Genomic DNA, 15,912 nt, shown 5'->3' on the forward strand with positions numbered 1-15,912 from the left:
CCGGTCCGACGTATGACGGAAAACGATCGCGTACGGTGGCCGGGGGAATTCGGACTGTAAGGTCCTGACCCGCCGACCCCGGCGCCGACTCTATCTGACTCGTTCCATGCTCATTACACTGGCCATCAGAAACTATCGCTCGCTGCTCAAGCTCGTGGTACCTCTCGGCCGGCTTACGGTCATCACCGGCCCGAACGGCAGCGGCAAATCCAATCTCTATCGTGCGGTACGACTGCTGGCGGAAACCGCGCAAGGCGGCGTGGTGAATTCGCTGGCGCGCGAAGGGGGACTGGAATCCACTTTCTGGGCTGGGCCTGAAAACCTTACCCGGAAGATGCGCAAGGGCGAAGTCCCCGTCCAGGGCGGGCCGCGCAAGGATGTGGTACGTTTGCGCCTCGGCTTCGCCGGCGAGGCCTACGGCTACGCGATTTCGCTCGGCCTGCCTACACCCTCCCGGTCGTACTTCGCCCTGGATCCGGAGATCAAGCGCGAGTGCATCTGGGCGGGTCCGGTCTGTCGGCATGCAAGCCTGTTGGTGGACCGCGACGGGCCAGTCGTGAAAATACGAGCCGACCGCCGATGGCAGGTCGTGTCCCGGCACATCAACCCTTTCGACAGCCTGTTCGACCACCTCGCCGACCCGAACGCCGCGCCCGAGGTTTTCGAGATGCGCGAGACCATCCGGGGCTGGCGGTTCTACGACCACTTCCGCGCCGACGGCGGCTCCCCTGCACGTACACCCCAGCTCGGCACCCGCACACCCGTACTCCATCACGACGGTCGCGATCTGGCCGCAGCGCTTCAGACAATTCGGGAAATCGGCGATCACCAGGCGCTGAACGACGCGGTCAGCGACGCTTTCCCGGGCGACGGCGTCGATGTCTCCATCCAACAGGATGGGCGCTTCGCGCTGCGGTTTCATCAGCAAGGGCTATTGCGCCCGCTGTCCGGCGCGGAGCTGTCGGACGGCACCCTGCGCTATCTCTTGTGGGTCGCCGCCCTGCTTACGCCTCGCCCACCTTCGCTCATGGTCCTGAACGAACCGGAAACCAGCCTGCACCCCGACCTGTTACCGGCCCTTGCCCGCCTCATCATACACGCTTCGCAACGTACCCAGATCTGGGTCGTCTCCCACGCCAGCCGGCTTATTGCCTCGCTCGGCGACCATGGCGGCTGCCATGCCATCGCGCTCGAAAAAGAACTCGGTCAGACGCAGGTCGTGCGGCAAGGCATATTGGACGAACCGGCATGGCACTGGCCGGATCAGGCATGATGCAGCGGCTAGGCTTTGGCGGCGGCTATGCGAAGCGGACGGGATTCGGCCATATAAAATAGGCGTCGCTGAAGTCGTCAGTCCGCCGAACGCTCTGTCCGCGCCAAAGGCGAAACTTTCTCTCTGAGAGCGGACAGGAGCACTGTGTTCGCGGGACTGAGAATGCAAAGAGCCAATTCCCCAATGGTCACGATGGCGATTTTTTGCCGGTCGCCGACCACCACAATCTGCCTTATGTCGCCGATTTCGATTCCGTGGGCGGCTTGGCTCGCAGCGCCCAGGCAAGTCTGGGTGTACGCTGCAAGGCCTTCGAAATCAGGGGCCTTTCCGGCCATCGCCAGAACCAGCCCGTCGACGCTGACCAGACAGGCGGATACCCCGGGCTGTCGCGAAACATCTTCGACTAATGCGTGCACCGCCGCCACCAGCCTGCTGCGGCGGGCATGAGGGGTGGCATCCGGTGGTCCATTGCCGACGGCGTCCTTGACCGTGCTTAACTCACGATATTCCCTGGCCAGAGTACATAACTGTTCGACCTTGGATTCAAACCAATGCACGACCCCGCCCCGCGTCAGCGCGACCCAAACATCACAACAAGCGATTCAGCGCCGGAATGCTTTCTTTGAGTTCGAAGCGGATCGCTCCCAGCATCGCGTCCTTGTCCGCGAACAAAGACAAGACCAGACCCGATTTCAGAGGTGCCAGCATGATTAGGCCACCCGCGTTCTCGGAAATAACGATATTCACCTTGTTTTGCCGGACATGCTCGCACGCCCGGGAAGCGGCGCCGAAAACGATCTGAACCGACGCGCCGAGGGCGTCGGTATCGACGTCGAAATCGCGCCGGATATGGGTCACCAGTCCATCGCTGTCCACTACGGCCGCTGCGGTTACGCCGCTAATCAAAGTCAGACCGTGGAGAATAGCGTCGATTTCCTCGTTACGCGTTATACGACTATCGAAAGGTATGGGTTCGCTCATGGGATTGATATGGATTGCTGGGTTGTTGAACGCTGTTCACCGGCGAGCCCGCCCATCGGGCGAGCCCTGCTGAGCCTACGAAACAGCACCTGCCGAACAGAATACTTCCGCCCGCCGATTCTCCGCACGGCCTCTGGTACTTTCGTTGGGAGCAACGGGCTGATTCTCTCCGGCGCTATCGATCAGGATTGTTCGGTCAGCCATGCCTTCGCTTCGAAGAAAGTCCCGGACGGCTCTGGCACGCACCAAACCCACCTGGCGATTGATCTCATCCGGCCCCAGACGGCAGGTGTGGCCGATGATTCGGATAACGCCCCGGCATGTCTTGGCAAAAGCCACCAAGGCGCTGCGTTCGGCTGGCGTCAGATTCCCCAAGGTGACGGAATTAAAGCGAAAACGCAGAGTATAGGGTGAAAGCTCCGGACCGGCATCACTCGGCGCCGGCGAAACGGGAGATGCGGCCGGGCCTGCAGCGGAAATCCCCGCCCCATCTCCCCGCGCCGGCTCCGCGGGGGTTTGGCGCCGGTCGACGACGGCGGTGCCGGTTTCCGCCGTCGGCGTGCTCGGCATGACCGGAGGAAATGCCTCTGCGCTACCCACGCCTTCAGGGATGGGGGGAAGCTCCCGGGCTTCGATATGCCCCGGTTCGACCGGCTGCATCTCAGGCGGTTGGGTGCGCAGGGTGTCCGTCAAATGAGTCGGCTGGGGTTGCAACGCAGCCGAATCCGCGGGCACGGCGGTGTCCCTCATGAGGCCCAGTCTGGTGACCAGCAGTGCCATGACGAGGCAGACAGCGACGACGCCGACCGCCAGGGTGCGATACGAAAAGCGGCCGGCCGGAAGTATTTCCCCCGTCGTTGCCGGCTTTTCTCCATGGCCCGCGCTTCCGTCGTCGCTCGCGCCTCTATCCACCGCAGCGAATAGCCCGTCCAGCCCATCCGGATCGAGCAATGTCCGACGGCTCACGGCAAATCTCCGGCGCAGCGGAACCCGAGGTGTGAAAAACGGTGACTACTCATGACCCGGGCGCGGGCAATGGCATTTCGGATGTTGCCTTCATGACGGAAGGATCCACCGTACACCCACGCATAATCCCCAGCCGGAAACTCGGTCCGATCGTCGGCGGCGGTCCATTCCCACACATTTCCGACCAGGTCCAGGCAGCCTCCCGCCGAAGCGCCATCCGGAAACGCGCCGACCGGCGTCGTGCTGCGGCCGAGACCATTTCCCGGACCGTTGCAGCGCCGAGGATCCCATTCGTTACCCCAGGGAAAACGCCGGTTGTCGGGACCGCGCGCAGCGGCCTCCCATTCGGCGGCCGTGGGAAGACGCTTTCTGCACCATTGGGCATAGCGTTCCGCATCCTGCAACGAGACTCCGACTACCGGATGCTGACGAAGGGACGGCGGCGGCCGGCCCTTGAACCAATACTCAGGAGAACGATGAGCGGTTTCCTCGATGAAACGGGCATAGGCTTCGTTCGTCACCGGGGTACGGTCCATCAGAAAACCGCCGACGATCCCGATGCGCTCGCCGTAAGCCGATTCCAGCGGCATTTCGGCAATGTAAACCATGTCTTCCGGAATGTCCGCTGCGAAAGGACGAACCCGGCTGGCGACTCTTCTCGCCCTCGTTCGTACGGGCTGGTTCCGCGCGGGCGGGCGGATCACCGCCGCTGCCGGTTTTTCCACGGGTTCGTCCGGGGCCGACGCAGCCCCCGCTTCGGCTGCGGGAGGATCCTCCATTTCGAGCACCTGCTCCGGCAAGCCATTTTCAAGGGATAGGACCGATTCTTCGGCCTCTCCCTGTTGGGTAGGGCCGCTATGTTCGAATTCAAAAACGTCGGCACGGGATTCGGAAAGCGCGGGAACGGGTAGAGGGTCGCGCTTCCCGTTTGAATGGTCTGTCAGCGAGCGGTAACCAAGACCGCTTCCCTGACCCGGCATCAAGCTTGCGGCCGCGAGCAACGGCGTGGAAGCGCCGCGTGCAAGGCCCGCATGAAACAATCGGAAGACACCACCAGACCACTCGCCGAGCCGTCTCCTGGCCAAGGCATCCTTGAAACGCTGAAAACGTGTTTTCTTTGAATAAGCTGGAGGAGGCACGTCGCCGGCGACCTCGCGGACGATCCCTGCTGTTACCGTAGGCATCGATCGAAATCGGGTGGTAAACAGGGCCTGATCGCAGATTGAATTGATAAGCCTCGGCAAGCCTAGGGAATATCGGTAAACAAGAACGCTTGCGGCTTTGGAGAAGATCGGTCTAACCGCGCCGGCGATACGAAGCCGGTGATCGATGTAATCGATGGTTTCCCTCTCCGTAAAGGGGTGTAGTTCAGCACGGACCAATTCCAGGTCCGGCACTCCAGTGCGCACCGCGCCCTCGAGCTTCGACAGCAGCTCGGGCTCTCCGATCAGGACGAGGCCCGGCAGCTTCCGCCGTCCCTTGCCGACCTGAAGCAGTGCCTGAATATACTGCAACATTTCCGCTTTGAGATAATGTGCATCGTCGATGACGATGATCGGCTGCTCGCCCCATTCTTCGCGTACTTCGATGAACTCGGTCAGATCCTCCGGGACCGCGCGCTCATCACTGTCCCGCAAAGGACGGGGTACGCGCAATGCATCATGGATACCGGCCAGAAATTCTCCGAGACTCAATCCCGGATGGATTCTCACAACTGCCGGTAAGTCGGGAAACTTGATCTCCAAGGAGACGCTGAATTGCGTTTTTCCGACCCCGCTCTCGCCCAGCAGCACGGCCATTCCGCCGTAGCGATCAAGCCGCTCCGTCAGGCGTGACCAAGCCCTGGAGAAAGATGCACTGAGAAATAGGTAGCGCGAATGGGGGATAAGTGAGAAAGGCGCCTCGCTGAGACCAAAGAAACTGAGATATTTCAATGGTGCGGATGAAAAGTCGATCTCGTTAGACAGCGGGCGGACCATCATACTCGAAGCTCCGGAACGCGGATTAAACTCCCTCGCTGCGGACAAGGCTAGCTTGCTCGTCCGTCAGACCCCATTTGGCCCATCATCTTGCCGATCTGAAGCTCTCGAATTCGCTGCACCAATCCGGGATTCAAACCCGCCATGGATAGGCCTTGCGTGGTAATGGATTCCTGTAACTCGGTATAACACTCGGCGATCAGCGCCGCGATGACGCCGCTGAGCCTGAGGAATGCGGTATAGACGCGCAGAGCTTTCGGCTGCTCGTAGGTTTCCATGCACTTTTGCAGGATGATTTGCTGCAGGCGGTTCATCATGCCCAGCACATAGATATTGCGCACGCCCCGCTGAATATGAACCAGGGCAATGATCCATTGATGCTGCCAAAAGTCCTTTTCTTTCGTGCCCGAGGCCAGAGAGGCAATCCAGCGAGCCAGGCGTTCCTCGACCTTGGGGCGCTCCCCTTCGTGGAACACGCTTGCCGTCTTTTCGTATGAGTACAAGGTATCGTAGAAAATCTTCACCAGATCGGGCGACCATTCGCTAATCTGGCGAGCTTCGCTCTTGAGGACTTCCCAGTCGTCCTCGCAGTAGTCCATAAGCGTGGATATGATTTCCACATTTTCGCTGATATCGGGCATCGCCGTCCCATGCAAAGTCTGTTGGAGCTGGTCGTTCACGAGAAATTAAAACTCTTTCGTCTTACCGGGCGACACGGGATTTCCTTGAGTCATGCAGAAAACCCTCCCTTACGCTTGCCCGTGAACCATGTGGTCACTCATCTGCACCTACTTCATCCGGAAAGCGACGACGGCCAATCATTGGAAGGCCTGCTTTATCTAAGCGTTCCGTGCCGGGCGCATGGGTTCGACGGCTAGCGCCGATGTCGAAAAAGCCGGTCCACTGAACCGCTACAGTAACTTTCCGACACAAAAACCATACGCGTGAGGTTGTAATTTATATCCTTTTGTCCGAACATTGTCCATCGTTGTGACCGATATCACAAAAAGGCTCTTGACATGCAATCGGTCAACAAAAAAGGCGCAGCGAATAAATTTTTTCGAACATTATGTCCCGACGCGGCGAAAAGCCGCGTGAGCCACGGCCTAAGAATGTAATCGGCCTGGGCGGCGGCCCGAAAATACCGGGGGGTATGTACGGGCCTGTTTGATAATCTGGATAGATCCGGCGCACGGCATCGAGGATGACATTGACGGCATTGAAGCGGACTTCAGGAGGATGTGCGGGAAGCGTCCTCGTCATTCGAGCACGAGTCCCCGCCATGCGGGAGCCGGAAAGTACGTGACGAATCGGAAGCGTGTTCGCCGCTCCATGGCTCCTCGGCCTGCGCCCCGTGCTCCGTGCGCCCCTGTCCGCTCCCTCTGGATGGATCCTCGTAATGCGCAACGAAGCCATCGGACTTCACGGCGATTCCCCGCACCCCTATCAAAGAGCGACTGAGTCCGCCTTTAAATGGTAGTGGATTGCCCTGCGCCACGATCCTCGTTGATGCAGCTTCCGCGTTGCGGCGTTTGTGCGGGGGAACGCAAGCCTCAATTGCGCGATTTTCAGAGCATTCGCACCTGCAGCCGGCGCGCCCATGCACGAAACGGGGATTCAACTAGTATTACGGTTTTTGAAGGAAGCTTTCTGCCGATCGTCGACCAACCGGCCTTTCGCACCACCCCATGTATACCCAGTTCTTCAGCCTGAGTGAACCGCCTTTCTCCGCAACGGCGGATCCGCGGTATGTGTATCTAGCCCCGCAGCATGACGAAGTCCTTGCGCGCCTGCTGTACGACATCGACCGAACGGACGGCGGGCTCTCCGTGCTTACCGGCGAAGCGGGCGTAGGCAAGACCACGCTATGCCGGTGTCTGCTCGAACAGTTGCCGGACACCATCGACGTCGCCTTGATTCTCAACCCAGTCCCCGACGGAGCCCGGTTTCTGGCCAGCATCTGCGATGGACTGAACGTCGCGTATCCGTCTCAGTGTATCGACCTGGACATTCTCGTCGATTTGCTCGGTAAACATCTCACTTATGCATACGCGCGCGGCAGGCGAGCCGTCGTATTGATCGGCAAAGCACAAAATCTCGGATTCGAGACCATGGAACTGATCCGGCTTCTGACTCACTTGGAAACGCACCAGATCAAACTGCTGCGTGTCATTCTGGTCGGACAACCGGATTTGAATAAGATCCTCGCGCATGCCGACTCGAGGCAGATCGCTCGACGAGTCACCGCCCGATACCAATTGCGGCCCTTTTGTCTTGCCGAAACGCGCGCCTACATTCAGCATCGACTGACGGTCGGCGGATGTCCAACGCCGCTGTTCACCCGGCTAGCCATGGGACAGGTTCACCGGCGGTCCGGCGGCATTCCCCGCAAGATCAACGCAATTTGCGACCGGGCACTGCTGGACGCACATCGCATGGGCAAGACGCAAGTGAGCCGGGCGACCGCGCGGCATGCTGCGAGAGAGGTCCTTACGCCGGCCGTACCCGGCATAGCGCACGGGTACGGCCGGCGGGGTTAAGACGCCAACCGTACATTTTTCGGCATGTGGGCGCTTCTCAAGCATCGGTCGGAACCTTGCGGCACCATCCGACGGCTGCGCCGACCGGTACCGGAGAGTTTGAGCGCGCTGCAACCGAAAACGAGGCGGCATCGCCAGAAGGAGTAGTTCATGACTTATCCGTCCGCCCCTTGGACTTTAAAGGGATGCGCGGTTCAGACCCTGCGTTTGGTTGACGCGGCACGGGCACGGGCATTCGTCCCGCCGGACTTGGCCATCGTCTCGGTCCTCCCCGGCAAGACCTTGGGCCTGGTATACCTGGCCTCTTACGGTCCGGAGTCCGACCTCGCGTATAACGAATTGATCGTCGTTCCCGCCTTGACACGCTACGGAAAAAATCTGGGCTTTTGGATCTCCCATATTTATGTCGATGATCCCGACTCCTGCGCCGGCGGCCGCGAAATCTGGGGACTCCCCAAGGAACTCGCGCAGTTTTCCTGGCAATCGGGCGAAACCGGGCAAGTGCTGGTTCGTCAGGACGAACGGGCGCTCTGTACCCTGAACTACACTCGTCTTAGGCGGTTGTGGCGGCAACCTTTTCTTCAGCCGGCACTCAGCCAGCTCGGCGTAAACCTTCTTTGGTTCAAGGGCACGATTACCGCCGGCTTTGGGCTCGGCAAGGGGTATCTGGATGTGCCATTCGACAGTCCTTTTGCGGCACTGGCGCTGTCCCATGCCGTACGAACCTTTCATTTCGACGAGATGACTTTAGTGGCCCACGCGCCACGTGTCATCGGCTGTTCGACAGCCGTACGGCAAACGTGAAAAAATCGGTATGAAGAGCAATTTCACATCTCGGACCGAATCATCGAACAAGACCTCAAGATGGCTGACCGCTGCCTTTCGCTGATCGAATCCTGCGTCTTGCACAAGCGTCGGTTCCAGGCTTGAGGAAAATGCGGATTAAACGCTTCCGCGCCGACGCGATGCGAGAACATGGCCTAAATTCCGCGATCCTTGGGTGCTTCTCGCCGGCTCGAGAACGAGAACTGGAGGCGAAGCCGAACGACCGGACCTTAACGCGCCGTCCCTGGACACCAGCGCCATGCCGAAGCCGGAATGAAAATTTCAAAGAAGATAAGCACTGCCATTCTTGCTCTACTCCTGATCGGCTTCGTTCTTCCTGAAAGGATCAAGATTCCCGTCGTAGGCGCATCCGCAAAAGATTGGAACCGTGAATCTTTCTGGTTTGAACCGTGGGGTACATCCGGGGTGCATAAAGGCATCGATATTTTCGGCAAACTGGGTACCGGTGTCACGAGCACGACCGATGGCATCGTGTTATATACGGGTCAAATCCGAAAAGGCGGTAATGTCGTCCTTATCCTGGGGCCAAAATGGCGGCTCCATTATTTTGCCCATTTGAGCGCCATAAATACGTCAATCTTCAATTTTGTCTCGTCGGGCAGCTTGATTGGTACGCTAGGGGATAGCGGCAACGCAAAAGGCAAACCACCTCATCTTCATTACTCGATCAGTCGGATAATTCCGGCGCCCTGGAAAATCGATGGTTCAACTCAGGGTTATAAAAAGGCTTTCTTTATCAATCCGAGCCCATACTTGGGAGGTCCGGATAGTCAACACAAGAACTGAAGGCGTCAGGCGTTCGTGCTTTCCTCCTCGGAAAGCTTGGGACGGGTCTGGTTCTCACTAACCTGAGAAGAGTCCCATGAGCAATGACAGCGAAATTACGGCTCGCGCATTTTTTTTCCTATCGACAGTGTACGTCATGAGATAAGGAGGACTTTTGTACTACCGACCCAAGTTTACATTCAACCGAATTGCCTTATTCGTCCTTGTCGCATCGTGTGTGCCGGCAGCCGTCTTTGCCGAGATCGCGGCGGACCGGCTCGTCGCCGCAGCGCTGGAGAGGACCACTCACAAAGTCGTATATGACGGCAGATACTTTCGCATACCCTACCCCGGCGGAGACGTTCCCGAGCGTGTCGGGGTTTGCACGGATGTCGTCATTCGGAGCTATCGCGCACTGGGGATCGATCTACAAGTTCTCGTGCACAAGGACATGGCTTCGAACTTCTCCGCCTACCCGTCCAAAAAACTTTGGAGCCTAAAACGCCCCGATCCCAACATAGACCACCGCCGAGTGCCGAATCTGCAGGTCTTTTTCGCACGTCATGGACAACAATTGCCGATATCCGATCAGACACAAGCTTATAGGCCGGGGGATCTTGTTACCTGGATGTTGCCGGGCAACCTGCCCCATATCGGTATCGTCACGGATAAGACCGCTCCGGCCGAAACACGTCCTCTCGTGGTACACAACATCGGGCAAGGTCCTAAGTTAGAGGATATCTTGTTCGCCTATCCGATTACCGGGCACTATCGTTACTTGCCGAATAGCCTCGATAACCCATCGCTGGCGCGAAACCCCGAAGGGCGGCGCTCTCAAATCAACCCTTAGCCGGATTACTCAAGGGCGACTCGCTTTCGTGGGAAAACAGCCTCGATCGATGACACGGAAACCGTTCAGGTTGGAATGGACTACAACCATCTTTTACTCGCATTCTTCCCGAGAGGGACAACAGTATCAGGTTCTCGGGAGGCAGCGTGACTTTTACCAACATGGCGACGTTATTTGGTGCCATGGCTGTACTGGCGGCGGTTCCGAGCGTCAGCGTCCTGGCCGTGTCGGCACGATCGGCGACTCACGGGTTTGCCCATGGCGCGTGTACCGCCATGGGCATCGTGGTAGGCGATCTGTGGTTCAATTTACTGGCCATGCTCGGTCTTGCGCTTCTCGTCGAAATGACCGACGGCCTTTTCATCCTGATCAAGTATCTCGGCGGGACTTACCTGATCTGGCTGGGAATTTCGCTCTGGAGGTCCAGGACAAAAGTCTCGGACTTCAACGACGCCACCCGCTCGTCATTGCTATCGAGTTTCATGGCGGGCCTGCTCATCACCCTCGGAGACCAAAAGGCAGTCTTTTTCTATTTAGGCTTCTTGCCGGCCTTCGTTGATCTGAGCGCGCTGTCCTATTCAGACGCCGGTTTGGTCATGGCGATCACGGTAGTGGCCGTCGGCGGCGTAAAGCTCGGTTACGCCTACGCAGCCCATAGAGCGGGCACGCGTATAACGATCAGGGGCGGAAAAACCATGAGTATTGCGGCGGCCGGCGTAATGATAGCTGCCGGCATCTTTCTCGTGGCGATGGCATAAGCTCGCAACCCGTCTTTATTTTTCGTCAATAGCAGGGATACCCCCATCAGGACTGCGTTTCGATAATTATCGGCCGAATGGTGAGTCTTGATTGCCTGATGATTTCGCTTCAATTACGGCACTGAAACGTAGACCCAGTCAATTTCTTTTACAGTTCCTTTACAGCCCCCTCTTTGACAGAACCTAAATCATTGTTTTATCAGAAGTGAGTCAATTGGCACAGTTGTCGCTAAATGACATACGTATATTTAATGATAGGGTTGTCACGTATGGAAACACTTACTCTTGTACGAACTGTAGGACTGGGGCTGAGCCTGATCGGGTGTGTCGGCACGGCTCACGCCTCTAGTTTCTCTGGCCAATTGAATTCGCAAGGCTATGATGTTCTGACCGTCATGGTTCCAACCGACGGAGTAGTCGACATTGAATACACTGCGGGGTATGACGATCCCACATTTTCATTGTTCGACAACTCGGGGGTACATCTGGTTACGAACGACGATGTGACAGGCGCGATTTCCAAGATAACGCTCAACCTCACGGCAAACACTTATTCACTGCTCATCAGTTACTGCTGTAATTCTTGGTTGTACATCTTGGATTCTGACGCAGTATTCTCCGTTACCGATGGATTCAACAAAGGCTCTTACTGGTTCAGTGGTACTGGAACGCTGAAAGGCATGAGAGCCGATCTCGATCTGGGCATGCCGCCTTTCTTTGCGCAGCGGGCGCCGTACACCGTGACGGTGACTGGCGCCCAATTGAGCCGCGTTCCAGAACCTGCCACCCTCTCTTTGATTGGGCCTGGACTTCTTGGAGTAAGCTTGAGGTTTAGGCGCAGGGACTAAATCAGCCACCCTGCCGACCGGGCAAAGCGGGCCGACTCGGAAGACCGGGTCGGCCTTTCGTCATCATGGGCGAAAAACAACTTTCGCCTTGACTAGTCACACTGTGGACAACTCGGTCGATTGTAGATGCGATTGGGCTAATAATGATGCTTTTCCGGGGCTTCAACGGACAATTTGGGGGAGTGGCGGCATTGAATATGCGAATCGCAACAGACGAGGATATCGGTCGGTTGTCTCGTCTCCTCGAGATCCTTTTTTCCCAAGAGCAAGAATTCACCCCGAATGCCGCGCTTCAGGAGGCCGGTTTAAGCGCAATCATTTCAAACCCTCAGGTGGGAGAGATCATGCTCGCAGAAGCCGACGGCAAGATTATCGGAATGGTAAGCCTTCTATATACCGTTTCGACGGCGCTCGGGGCTCGAGTGGCTATCCTGGAAGACATGATCGTCGATCCGGATTTTAGAGGCCGCGGAGTGGGTAGCCGGCTTCTCGAATATGCCTTGCGGATTTCCCGTGAAAGAGAATGTGCACGGGTTACGCTTCTAACGGACGCCGGCAATGTCGGTGCCCACCGACTTTACGAGAGATTCGGCTTTTCCAAATCAGAAATGATTCCCTTCCGGCGCTCACGGCAATGTGACTAGCGGCTTCAATACGCATTGAATATAGTGAATGCCGATATAACAAACTGAGAGGCGACAACATGAAGGGCAATACCTTGATCAGATGCGTTACCGTCTTCATTATTGGCTTCTCAGCGCTCACACACGCGACGCCGCGAGCTTCTCTCGATGCGTTGCGCATGCAACGTCAAGCACTCGTTGGCCCGCAGATCACAAAGGCACCGAATTACACCGTACATGTCCCGGGAGCCGTTATGTCCGGTTCGCAGGTTTCGTGTCCGACAAGCTTTCGGCAGCCGGCGATGTCGAAACGAGTACAGCAGCAGGTGGTGTCGGAAATCATCGCAGAACAGGAAGCGATCAAACGTGCTCGCAATGTGTTCTTTGAACAAGCACATGAGGAATATCTACGGAATATTGTGGAATGGAACCGCCAGCACAAAGCGGGAACAATGAGCAAGCAGGAACTGGTTGACCGGGTTCACGCCGCAGAAGCCAACGTTGAACGCATACGCAATGCGCCTCCCTCACCCGAAATTCAAGCACGCATCGATGCGCTGGAAGCACGTAGAGCGCAGGCCGCCCAAGGCAGTGATACTCTGATACTGTATCTGCAGCATCAACCGGCGTCGCCCACCGAAACTATCTTGCCCATCCAGGGAGACCGCCCCGCCCAGGCATTTGTTCAGGATCTGAATCGCAGGCTTGCAGGTTTCCTAAAAACCTGCCACACCGCCAAAAAAGTCATCACATTACATTACTACGCGCAACGATACCGGCCACCGAGACGAGACGGCCGCAATGAAACGGAAGTGGTGAACTATACCTTTGCCATCAATAGTGGCAGGCTCGTCTATCAGACGCCCGTGCAGAAACGATCGGGCAATGCAAACGTCGACGCACGTATCGCCGCCATGCAGTCCGGTCCTTTCAACTGGCAGCGCGACCCGCGCCATAACCGTGAGCTGACATTGGCTGGGTTTGAAGGGATCGCGGCAGAAATCTCGGCTGATGACTCCGCTCGTGAAGCGCGTCGCAAGAATTTTCTTGCGGAATATCGTAAGGATTTTGAATATCGCTCAAAACGCAAGCCGGGAGTTGTCTATTTTCTCGACAGGCATTGGCAAGCTTACGATGAGTTCGACCTGCCGAGGCGGGTCTTCGATGGCGATTTCGCCTACGCCGAACGGGTCGAATTCAAGGCATTTTTCATGGCTCTGGCAGATATTTACTCGAAGCAATGTGTAAGAGACCCAAGTCTGCTTCGGCAATACAGAATACCTTATCGAGACTATGCAGGATCAAGCTGGGGAATCGATGGTTCGCGCATCGTCTATCAGCGTGATGGCACCTACACGACTCTTATATATCATCGCTTTACGCCACACTGGGGAGAGTACCGCCCCGCCGTCAACACTTACTGGTTGAGCGATTTTGGCAATCGCTCGGGTGAAGCCAAGAACCTCATGCGTATGAGCCCGAAAGACTTTTTCACAACCCTCAGTCATTCCGGTAAGCAGATGTTTCGCGAACATGCACAGGTGGAACGCTTCATTGCGCAGCATGGTGGCTGCAGCAGTGCGGCCGTTGCCCAGCTCACAGAAAATTTTGTGCGTGCCGCGAACGGAATGCCCTCTGCTCAGAGCGCAGGAAAGCAGTTTGCTAATGCCGCGGTCGAAAGCGACCCGGCCCCCAGAAACTAGGCTCTACGGAGGCTAACCAATAAGCACTGGCATCATTCCGACTGGACACGGTCAGCCTCTTGTCCGCCTGCTTCCAAGCGGCCAAGGCTATCCGCGCGCTCTCTGCGCATCAAGGTCCGGAATGCACAACAGGCTTAATTGTGCTTTCCGATTGAAAAACGGCGGAGCGTCCATGCCCTTGACAAGTTATAAAGACTATTGCGACTTCGCATCAACCGCTTGCGCCACGAACTCGCCGAATGCGCGGCTGCCGTCGCCGGTAGCAATGGTCTTTTCCAGTTGCAAGGTTTCCGCATTGATGACGGAAACGGAGTTGCTGAACCAATTAGCGACATAGATATGCTTGCCGTCCGGATGGGCGGCTATGCCTTCGGGGTATTCGCCGACCTCGATCGTGGCAATGACTTCACCCTGCTCGGCCGCGATGACGGAAACGGTGTTGTCGTATTGGTTGGTCACGAACAGACGGGTACCACCGGCGCCCATAGCCACTGCATACGGCCTGTCGCCGACAGCGATGGTATTCAGTAGCGTCATGGTCTCCGCATCGACCACGGAGACGTCGTTGCTTTCCACGTTGGCCACATACAGTCGTTTCGCTTTCGAATCCAAGGTGATGCCGAACGGATGCTTGCCGACAGCAACTGTCTTCTCGACTTCCAGTTTGGCTGCATCGAGCAATGAAACCGAGTCGTCGTCCCGGTTCGCGACATAGATCTTCGCGCCATCCGGACTCACGGCAACGCCGGAAGGAGAATGCCCGACCGGGATTCGTTTCAGCACTTTTAAACCGGCGAGATCAAGCACGGAAAGGTAATGCCCGTACCAGTCAGCAACATAAGCCCGTGTTCCTGCGGGATCGACAGCGATGCCCAAAGGCCCTTCGCCCACGGCCAAGGTCGTAATCACGTTTTGCGTGCTGCCGTCCAAAACGGTAATGTCTTTGCTGCCGGGATTGGTGACGCAAATCCTGGCACCGTTTCGACTGACCGCGACACCTGCCGGCTCCGATCCGACTCCGACTGACTTGACGACGGTTCCGGTCGCCGTGTCGATTACGGAAACGCTGTTATCTTTCTGATTAGTGACGTATGCATAGGGCTCTCCGAACACATCACCGACTCTGAGAAACAGGAAAGCGGCGACACCGGCCGCCGCTTTCACCCGCCTTACCGAATCGAAAAAGCCGCTCATATTGTTATTTCTGCTCTGCGACGGCTTTCAGATTGGCCAATCCTTCCTTGTAAATGGCGGTCACCGCTTTGACAGCTGCTTCGTCGCTCTCCTCGGGAGGCGGATTGTTATTCATGAAGCTGCGATAAAAGGCGCCGTTCCATACTACCTTGGAACCACCTGCCGGATTCGGCTCCACTTTGATGGAAGCCGAGTAATTGGCTACCGGCAGATCCTTGGGGTCGACTTCGTTGATCTTGTATTGCAGAGTCATTTTGGAGGCATCATAGCTCTTGAGTTCCTCCTTGATCACGCCACCGCTCTTCAGCTTGAGTTCCCGGGTCGCGCCTTTCTCGGTACTGCCCTGAGCCGTGGAACTTTCAACCACGGGCAACCAATTCTGCAGGTTCGCCCAATCACCGACAAGCGCCCAAACCGCTTCCGGCGCGGCATTAATTTCGATGGATTCCGTAACCTTCTGACGCGTCGGGCCATGGGCATTCGCAAATCCCACCCAAAGCAGTGACAAAACGGCGACGAGTGACAAGAGCTTTTTCATCAATTTCTCCTGGTACAAACGAACAAAGCCAAAAGTATAAGGCAAATT

General features: G+C 57.1%; 16 protein-coding genes. 9 read left to right on the top strand and 7 right to left on the bottom strand.

Going from position 1 to position 15,912, the window contains the following annotated elements; genetic code table 11:
- Nucleotides 1–106: 106 nt before the first annotated feature.
- On the top strand, nucleotides 107–1,273 hold the full coding sequence (locus sS8_RS11585; protein ID WP_119629778.1) for an AAA family ATPase: 1,167 nt from the start codon (nucleotides 107–109) through the stop codon (nucleotides 1,271–1,273).
- Nucleotides 1,274–1,350: 77 nt separating this feature from the next.
- Here the strand turns inward: sS8_RS11585 and sS8_RS11590 are convergent, their stop codons facing one another.
- The 5 genes from sS8_RS11590 to sS8_RS11610 all read right to left on the bottom strand — a co-directional run bounded on the left by sS8_RS11590 (nucleotide 1,351) and on the right by sS8_RS11610 (nucleotide 5,879).
- Nucleotides 1,351–1,830 (bottom strand): roadblock/LC7 domain-containing protein, encoded by a 480-nt coding sequence (locus tag sS8_RS11590; protein ID WP_170161052.1) that lies wholly within the window; start codon nucleotides 1,828–1,830, stop codon nucleotides 1,351–1,353.
- Between the two features lie 31 nt (nucleotides 1,831–1,861).
- Nucleotides 1,862–2,254, bottom strand: a complete 393-nt coding sequence (locus sS8_RS11595; RefSeq protein ID WP_119629780.1) for a roadblock/LC7 domain-containing protein — start codon at nucleotides 2,252–2,254, stop codon at nucleotides 1,862–1,864.
- A 75-nt stretch (nucleotides 2,255–2,329) separates the two neighbouring features.
- The gene (locus sS8_RS11600) at nucleotides 2,330–3,220 is read right to left on the bottom strand and encodes an OmpA family protein (RefSeq protein WP_145986506.1); all 891 of its coding nucleotides are present in this window, start codon (nucleotides 3,218–3,220) and stop codon (nucleotides 2,330–2,332) included.
- Nucleotides 3,217–5,202 carry an SUMF1/EgtB/PvdO family nonheme iron enzyme gene (locus sS8_RS11605; RefSeq protein WP_119629782.1) on the bottom strand — a complete coding sequence of 662 codons (1,986 nt, stop codon included), beginning with the start codon at nucleotides 5,200–5,202 and terminating at the stop codon, nucleotides 3,217–3,219. The genes sS8_RS11600 and sS8_RS11605 overlap by 4 nt, the downstream gene beginning before the upstream one ends.
- A gap of 47 nt (nucleotides 5,203–5,249) precedes the next feature.
- Entirely contained in the window at nucleotides 5,250–5,879 is a 630-nt protein-coding gene (locus sS8_RS11610) for a protoglobin domain-containing protein (protein WP_145986507.1), read from the bottom strand.
- A gap of 1,008 nt (nucleotides 5,880–6,887) precedes the next feature.
- On the opposite strand from sS8_RS11610, the gene sS8_RS11620 reads away from it, so the two are divergent.
- The 8 genes from sS8_RS11620 to sS8_RS11655 all read left to right on the top strand — a co-directional run bounded on the left by sS8_RS11620 (nucleotide 6,888) and on the right by sS8_RS11655 (nucleotide 14,132).
- Nucleotides 6,888–7,739, top strand: coding sequence for an ExeA family protein (locus tag sS8_RS11620; protein ID WP_119629785.1), 852 nt, complete (start codon nucleotides 6,888–6,890; stop codon nucleotides 7,737–7,739).
- Nucleotides 7,740–7,889: 150 nt separating this feature from the next.
- Nucleotides 7,890–8,543: an acetoacetate decarboxylase family protein gene (locus sS8_RS11625; protein WP_119629786.1), complete on the top strand. Its 654-nt coding sequence runs from the start codon at nucleotides 7,890–7,892 to the stop codon at nucleotides 8,541–8,543.
- A gap of 294 nt (nucleotides 8,544–8,837) precedes the next feature.
- The gene (locus tag sS8_RS11630; protein WP_119629787.1) at nucleotides 8,838–9,371 is read left to right on the top strand and encodes a M23 family metallopeptidase; all 534 of its coding nucleotides are present in this window, start codon (nucleotides 8,838–8,840) and stop codon (nucleotides 9,369–9,371) included.
- Between the two features lie 154 nt (nucleotides 9,372–9,525).
- Nucleotides 9,526–10,200, top strand: a complete 675-nt coding sequence (locus sS8_RS11635; RefSeq protein ID WP_197716740.1) for a DUF1287 domain-containing protein — start codon at nucleotides 9,526–9,528, stop codon at nucleotides 10,198–10,200.
- A 146-nt stretch (nucleotides 10,201–10,346) separates the two neighbouring features.
- Entirely contained in the window at nucleotides 10,347–10,958 is a 612-nt protein-coding gene (locus tag sS8_RS11640; RefSeq protein WP_197716741.1) for a LysE family translocator, read from the top strand.
- A gap of 269 nt (nucleotides 10,959–11,227) precedes the next feature.
- Nucleotides 11,228–11,806, top strand: coding sequence for a PEP-CTERM sorting domain-containing protein (locus tag sS8_RS11645; protein ID WP_170161053.1), 579 nt, complete (start codon nucleotides 11,228–11,230; stop codon nucleotides 11,804–11,806).
- Nucleotides 11,807–11,949: 143 nt separating this feature from the next.
- A complete protein-coding gene (locus sS8_RS11650) occupies nucleotides 11,950–12,450 on the top strand; it encodes a GNAT family N-acetyltransferase (RefSeq protein ID WP_232020610.1) in 501 nt (166 codons plus the stop codon).
- Between the two features lie 59 nt (nucleotides 12,451–12,509).
- Nucleotides 12,510–14,132: a hypothetical protein gene (locus sS8_RS11655; RefSeq protein WP_145986508.1), complete on the top strand. Its 1,623-nt coding sequence runs from the start codon at nucleotides 12,510–12,512 to the stop codon at nucleotides 14,130–14,132.
- 195 nt (nucleotides 14,133–14,327) lie between these two features.
- Here the strand turns inward: sS8_RS11655 and sS8_RS11660 are convergent, their stop codons facing one another.
- Both sS8_RS11660 and sS8_RS11665 read right to left on the bottom strand, forming a co-directional pair.
- Nucleotides 14,328–15,326 carry a YVTN family beta-propeller repeat protein gene (locus sS8_RS11660; RefSeq protein ID WP_119629791.1) on the bottom strand — a complete coding sequence of 333 codons (999 nt, stop codon included), beginning with the start codon at nucleotides 15,324–15,326 and terminating at the stop codon, nucleotides 14,328–14,330.
- A 4-nt stretch (nucleotides 15,327–15,330) separates the two neighbouring features.
- A complete protein-coding gene (locus tag sS8_RS11665) occupies nucleotides 15,331–15,864 on the bottom strand; it encodes an SRPBCC family protein (protein ID WP_119629792.1) in 534 nt (177 codons plus the stop codon).
- Nucleotides 15,865–15,912: the final 48 nt, after the last annotated feature.

Source organism: Methylocaldum marinum (genome assembly GCF_003584645.1).
GTDB lineage: Bacteria > Pseudomonadota > Gammaproteobacteria > Methylococcales > Methylococcaceae > Methylocaldum > Methylocaldum marinum.

Coding starts and splice junctions, on each gene's coding strand:
- sS8_RS11650 (WP_232020610.1), top strand. CDS start 11,950: ATGATGCTTTTCCGGGGCTTCAACGGACAATTTGGGGGAGTGGCGGCA.
- sS8_RS11630 (WP_119629787.1), top strand. CDS start 8,838: ATGAAAATTTCAAAGAAGATAAGCACTGCCATTCTTGCTCTACTCCTG.
- sS8_RS11620 (WP_119629785.1), top strand. CDS start 6,888: ATGTATACCCAGTTCTTCAGCCTGAGTGAACCGCCTTTCTCCGCAACG.
- sS8_RS11585 (WP_119629778.1), top strand. CDS start 107: ATGCTCATTACACTGGCCATCAGAAACTATCGCTCGCTGCTCAAGCTC.
- sS8_RS11605 (WP_119629782.1), bottom strand. CDS start 5,202: ATGATGGTCCGCCCGCTGTCTAACGAGATCGACTTTTCATCCGCACCA.
- sS8_RS11595 (WP_119629780.1), bottom strand. CDS start 2,254: ATGAGCGAACCCATACCTTTCGATAGTCGTATAACGCGTAACGAGGAA.
- sS8_RS11645 (WP_170161053.1), top strand. CDS start 11,228: ATGGAAACACTTACTCTTGTACGAACTGTAGGACTGGGGCTGAGCCTG.
- sS8_RS11665 (WP_119629792.1), bottom strand. CDS start 15,864: ATGAAAAAGCTCTTGTCACTCGTCGCCGTTTTGTCACTGCTTTGGGTG.
- sS8_RS11660 (WP_119629791.1), bottom strand. CDS start 15,326: ATGAGCGGCTTTTTCGATTCGGTAAGGCGGGTGAAAGCGGCGGCCGGT.
- sS8_RS11625 (WP_119629786.1), top strand. CDS start 7,890: ATGACTTATCCGTCCGCCCCTTGGACTTTAAAGGGATGCGCGGTTCAG.
- sS8_RS11655 (WP_145986508.1), top strand. CDS start 12,510: ATGAAGGGCAATACCTTGATCAGATGCGTTACCGTCTTCATTATTGGC.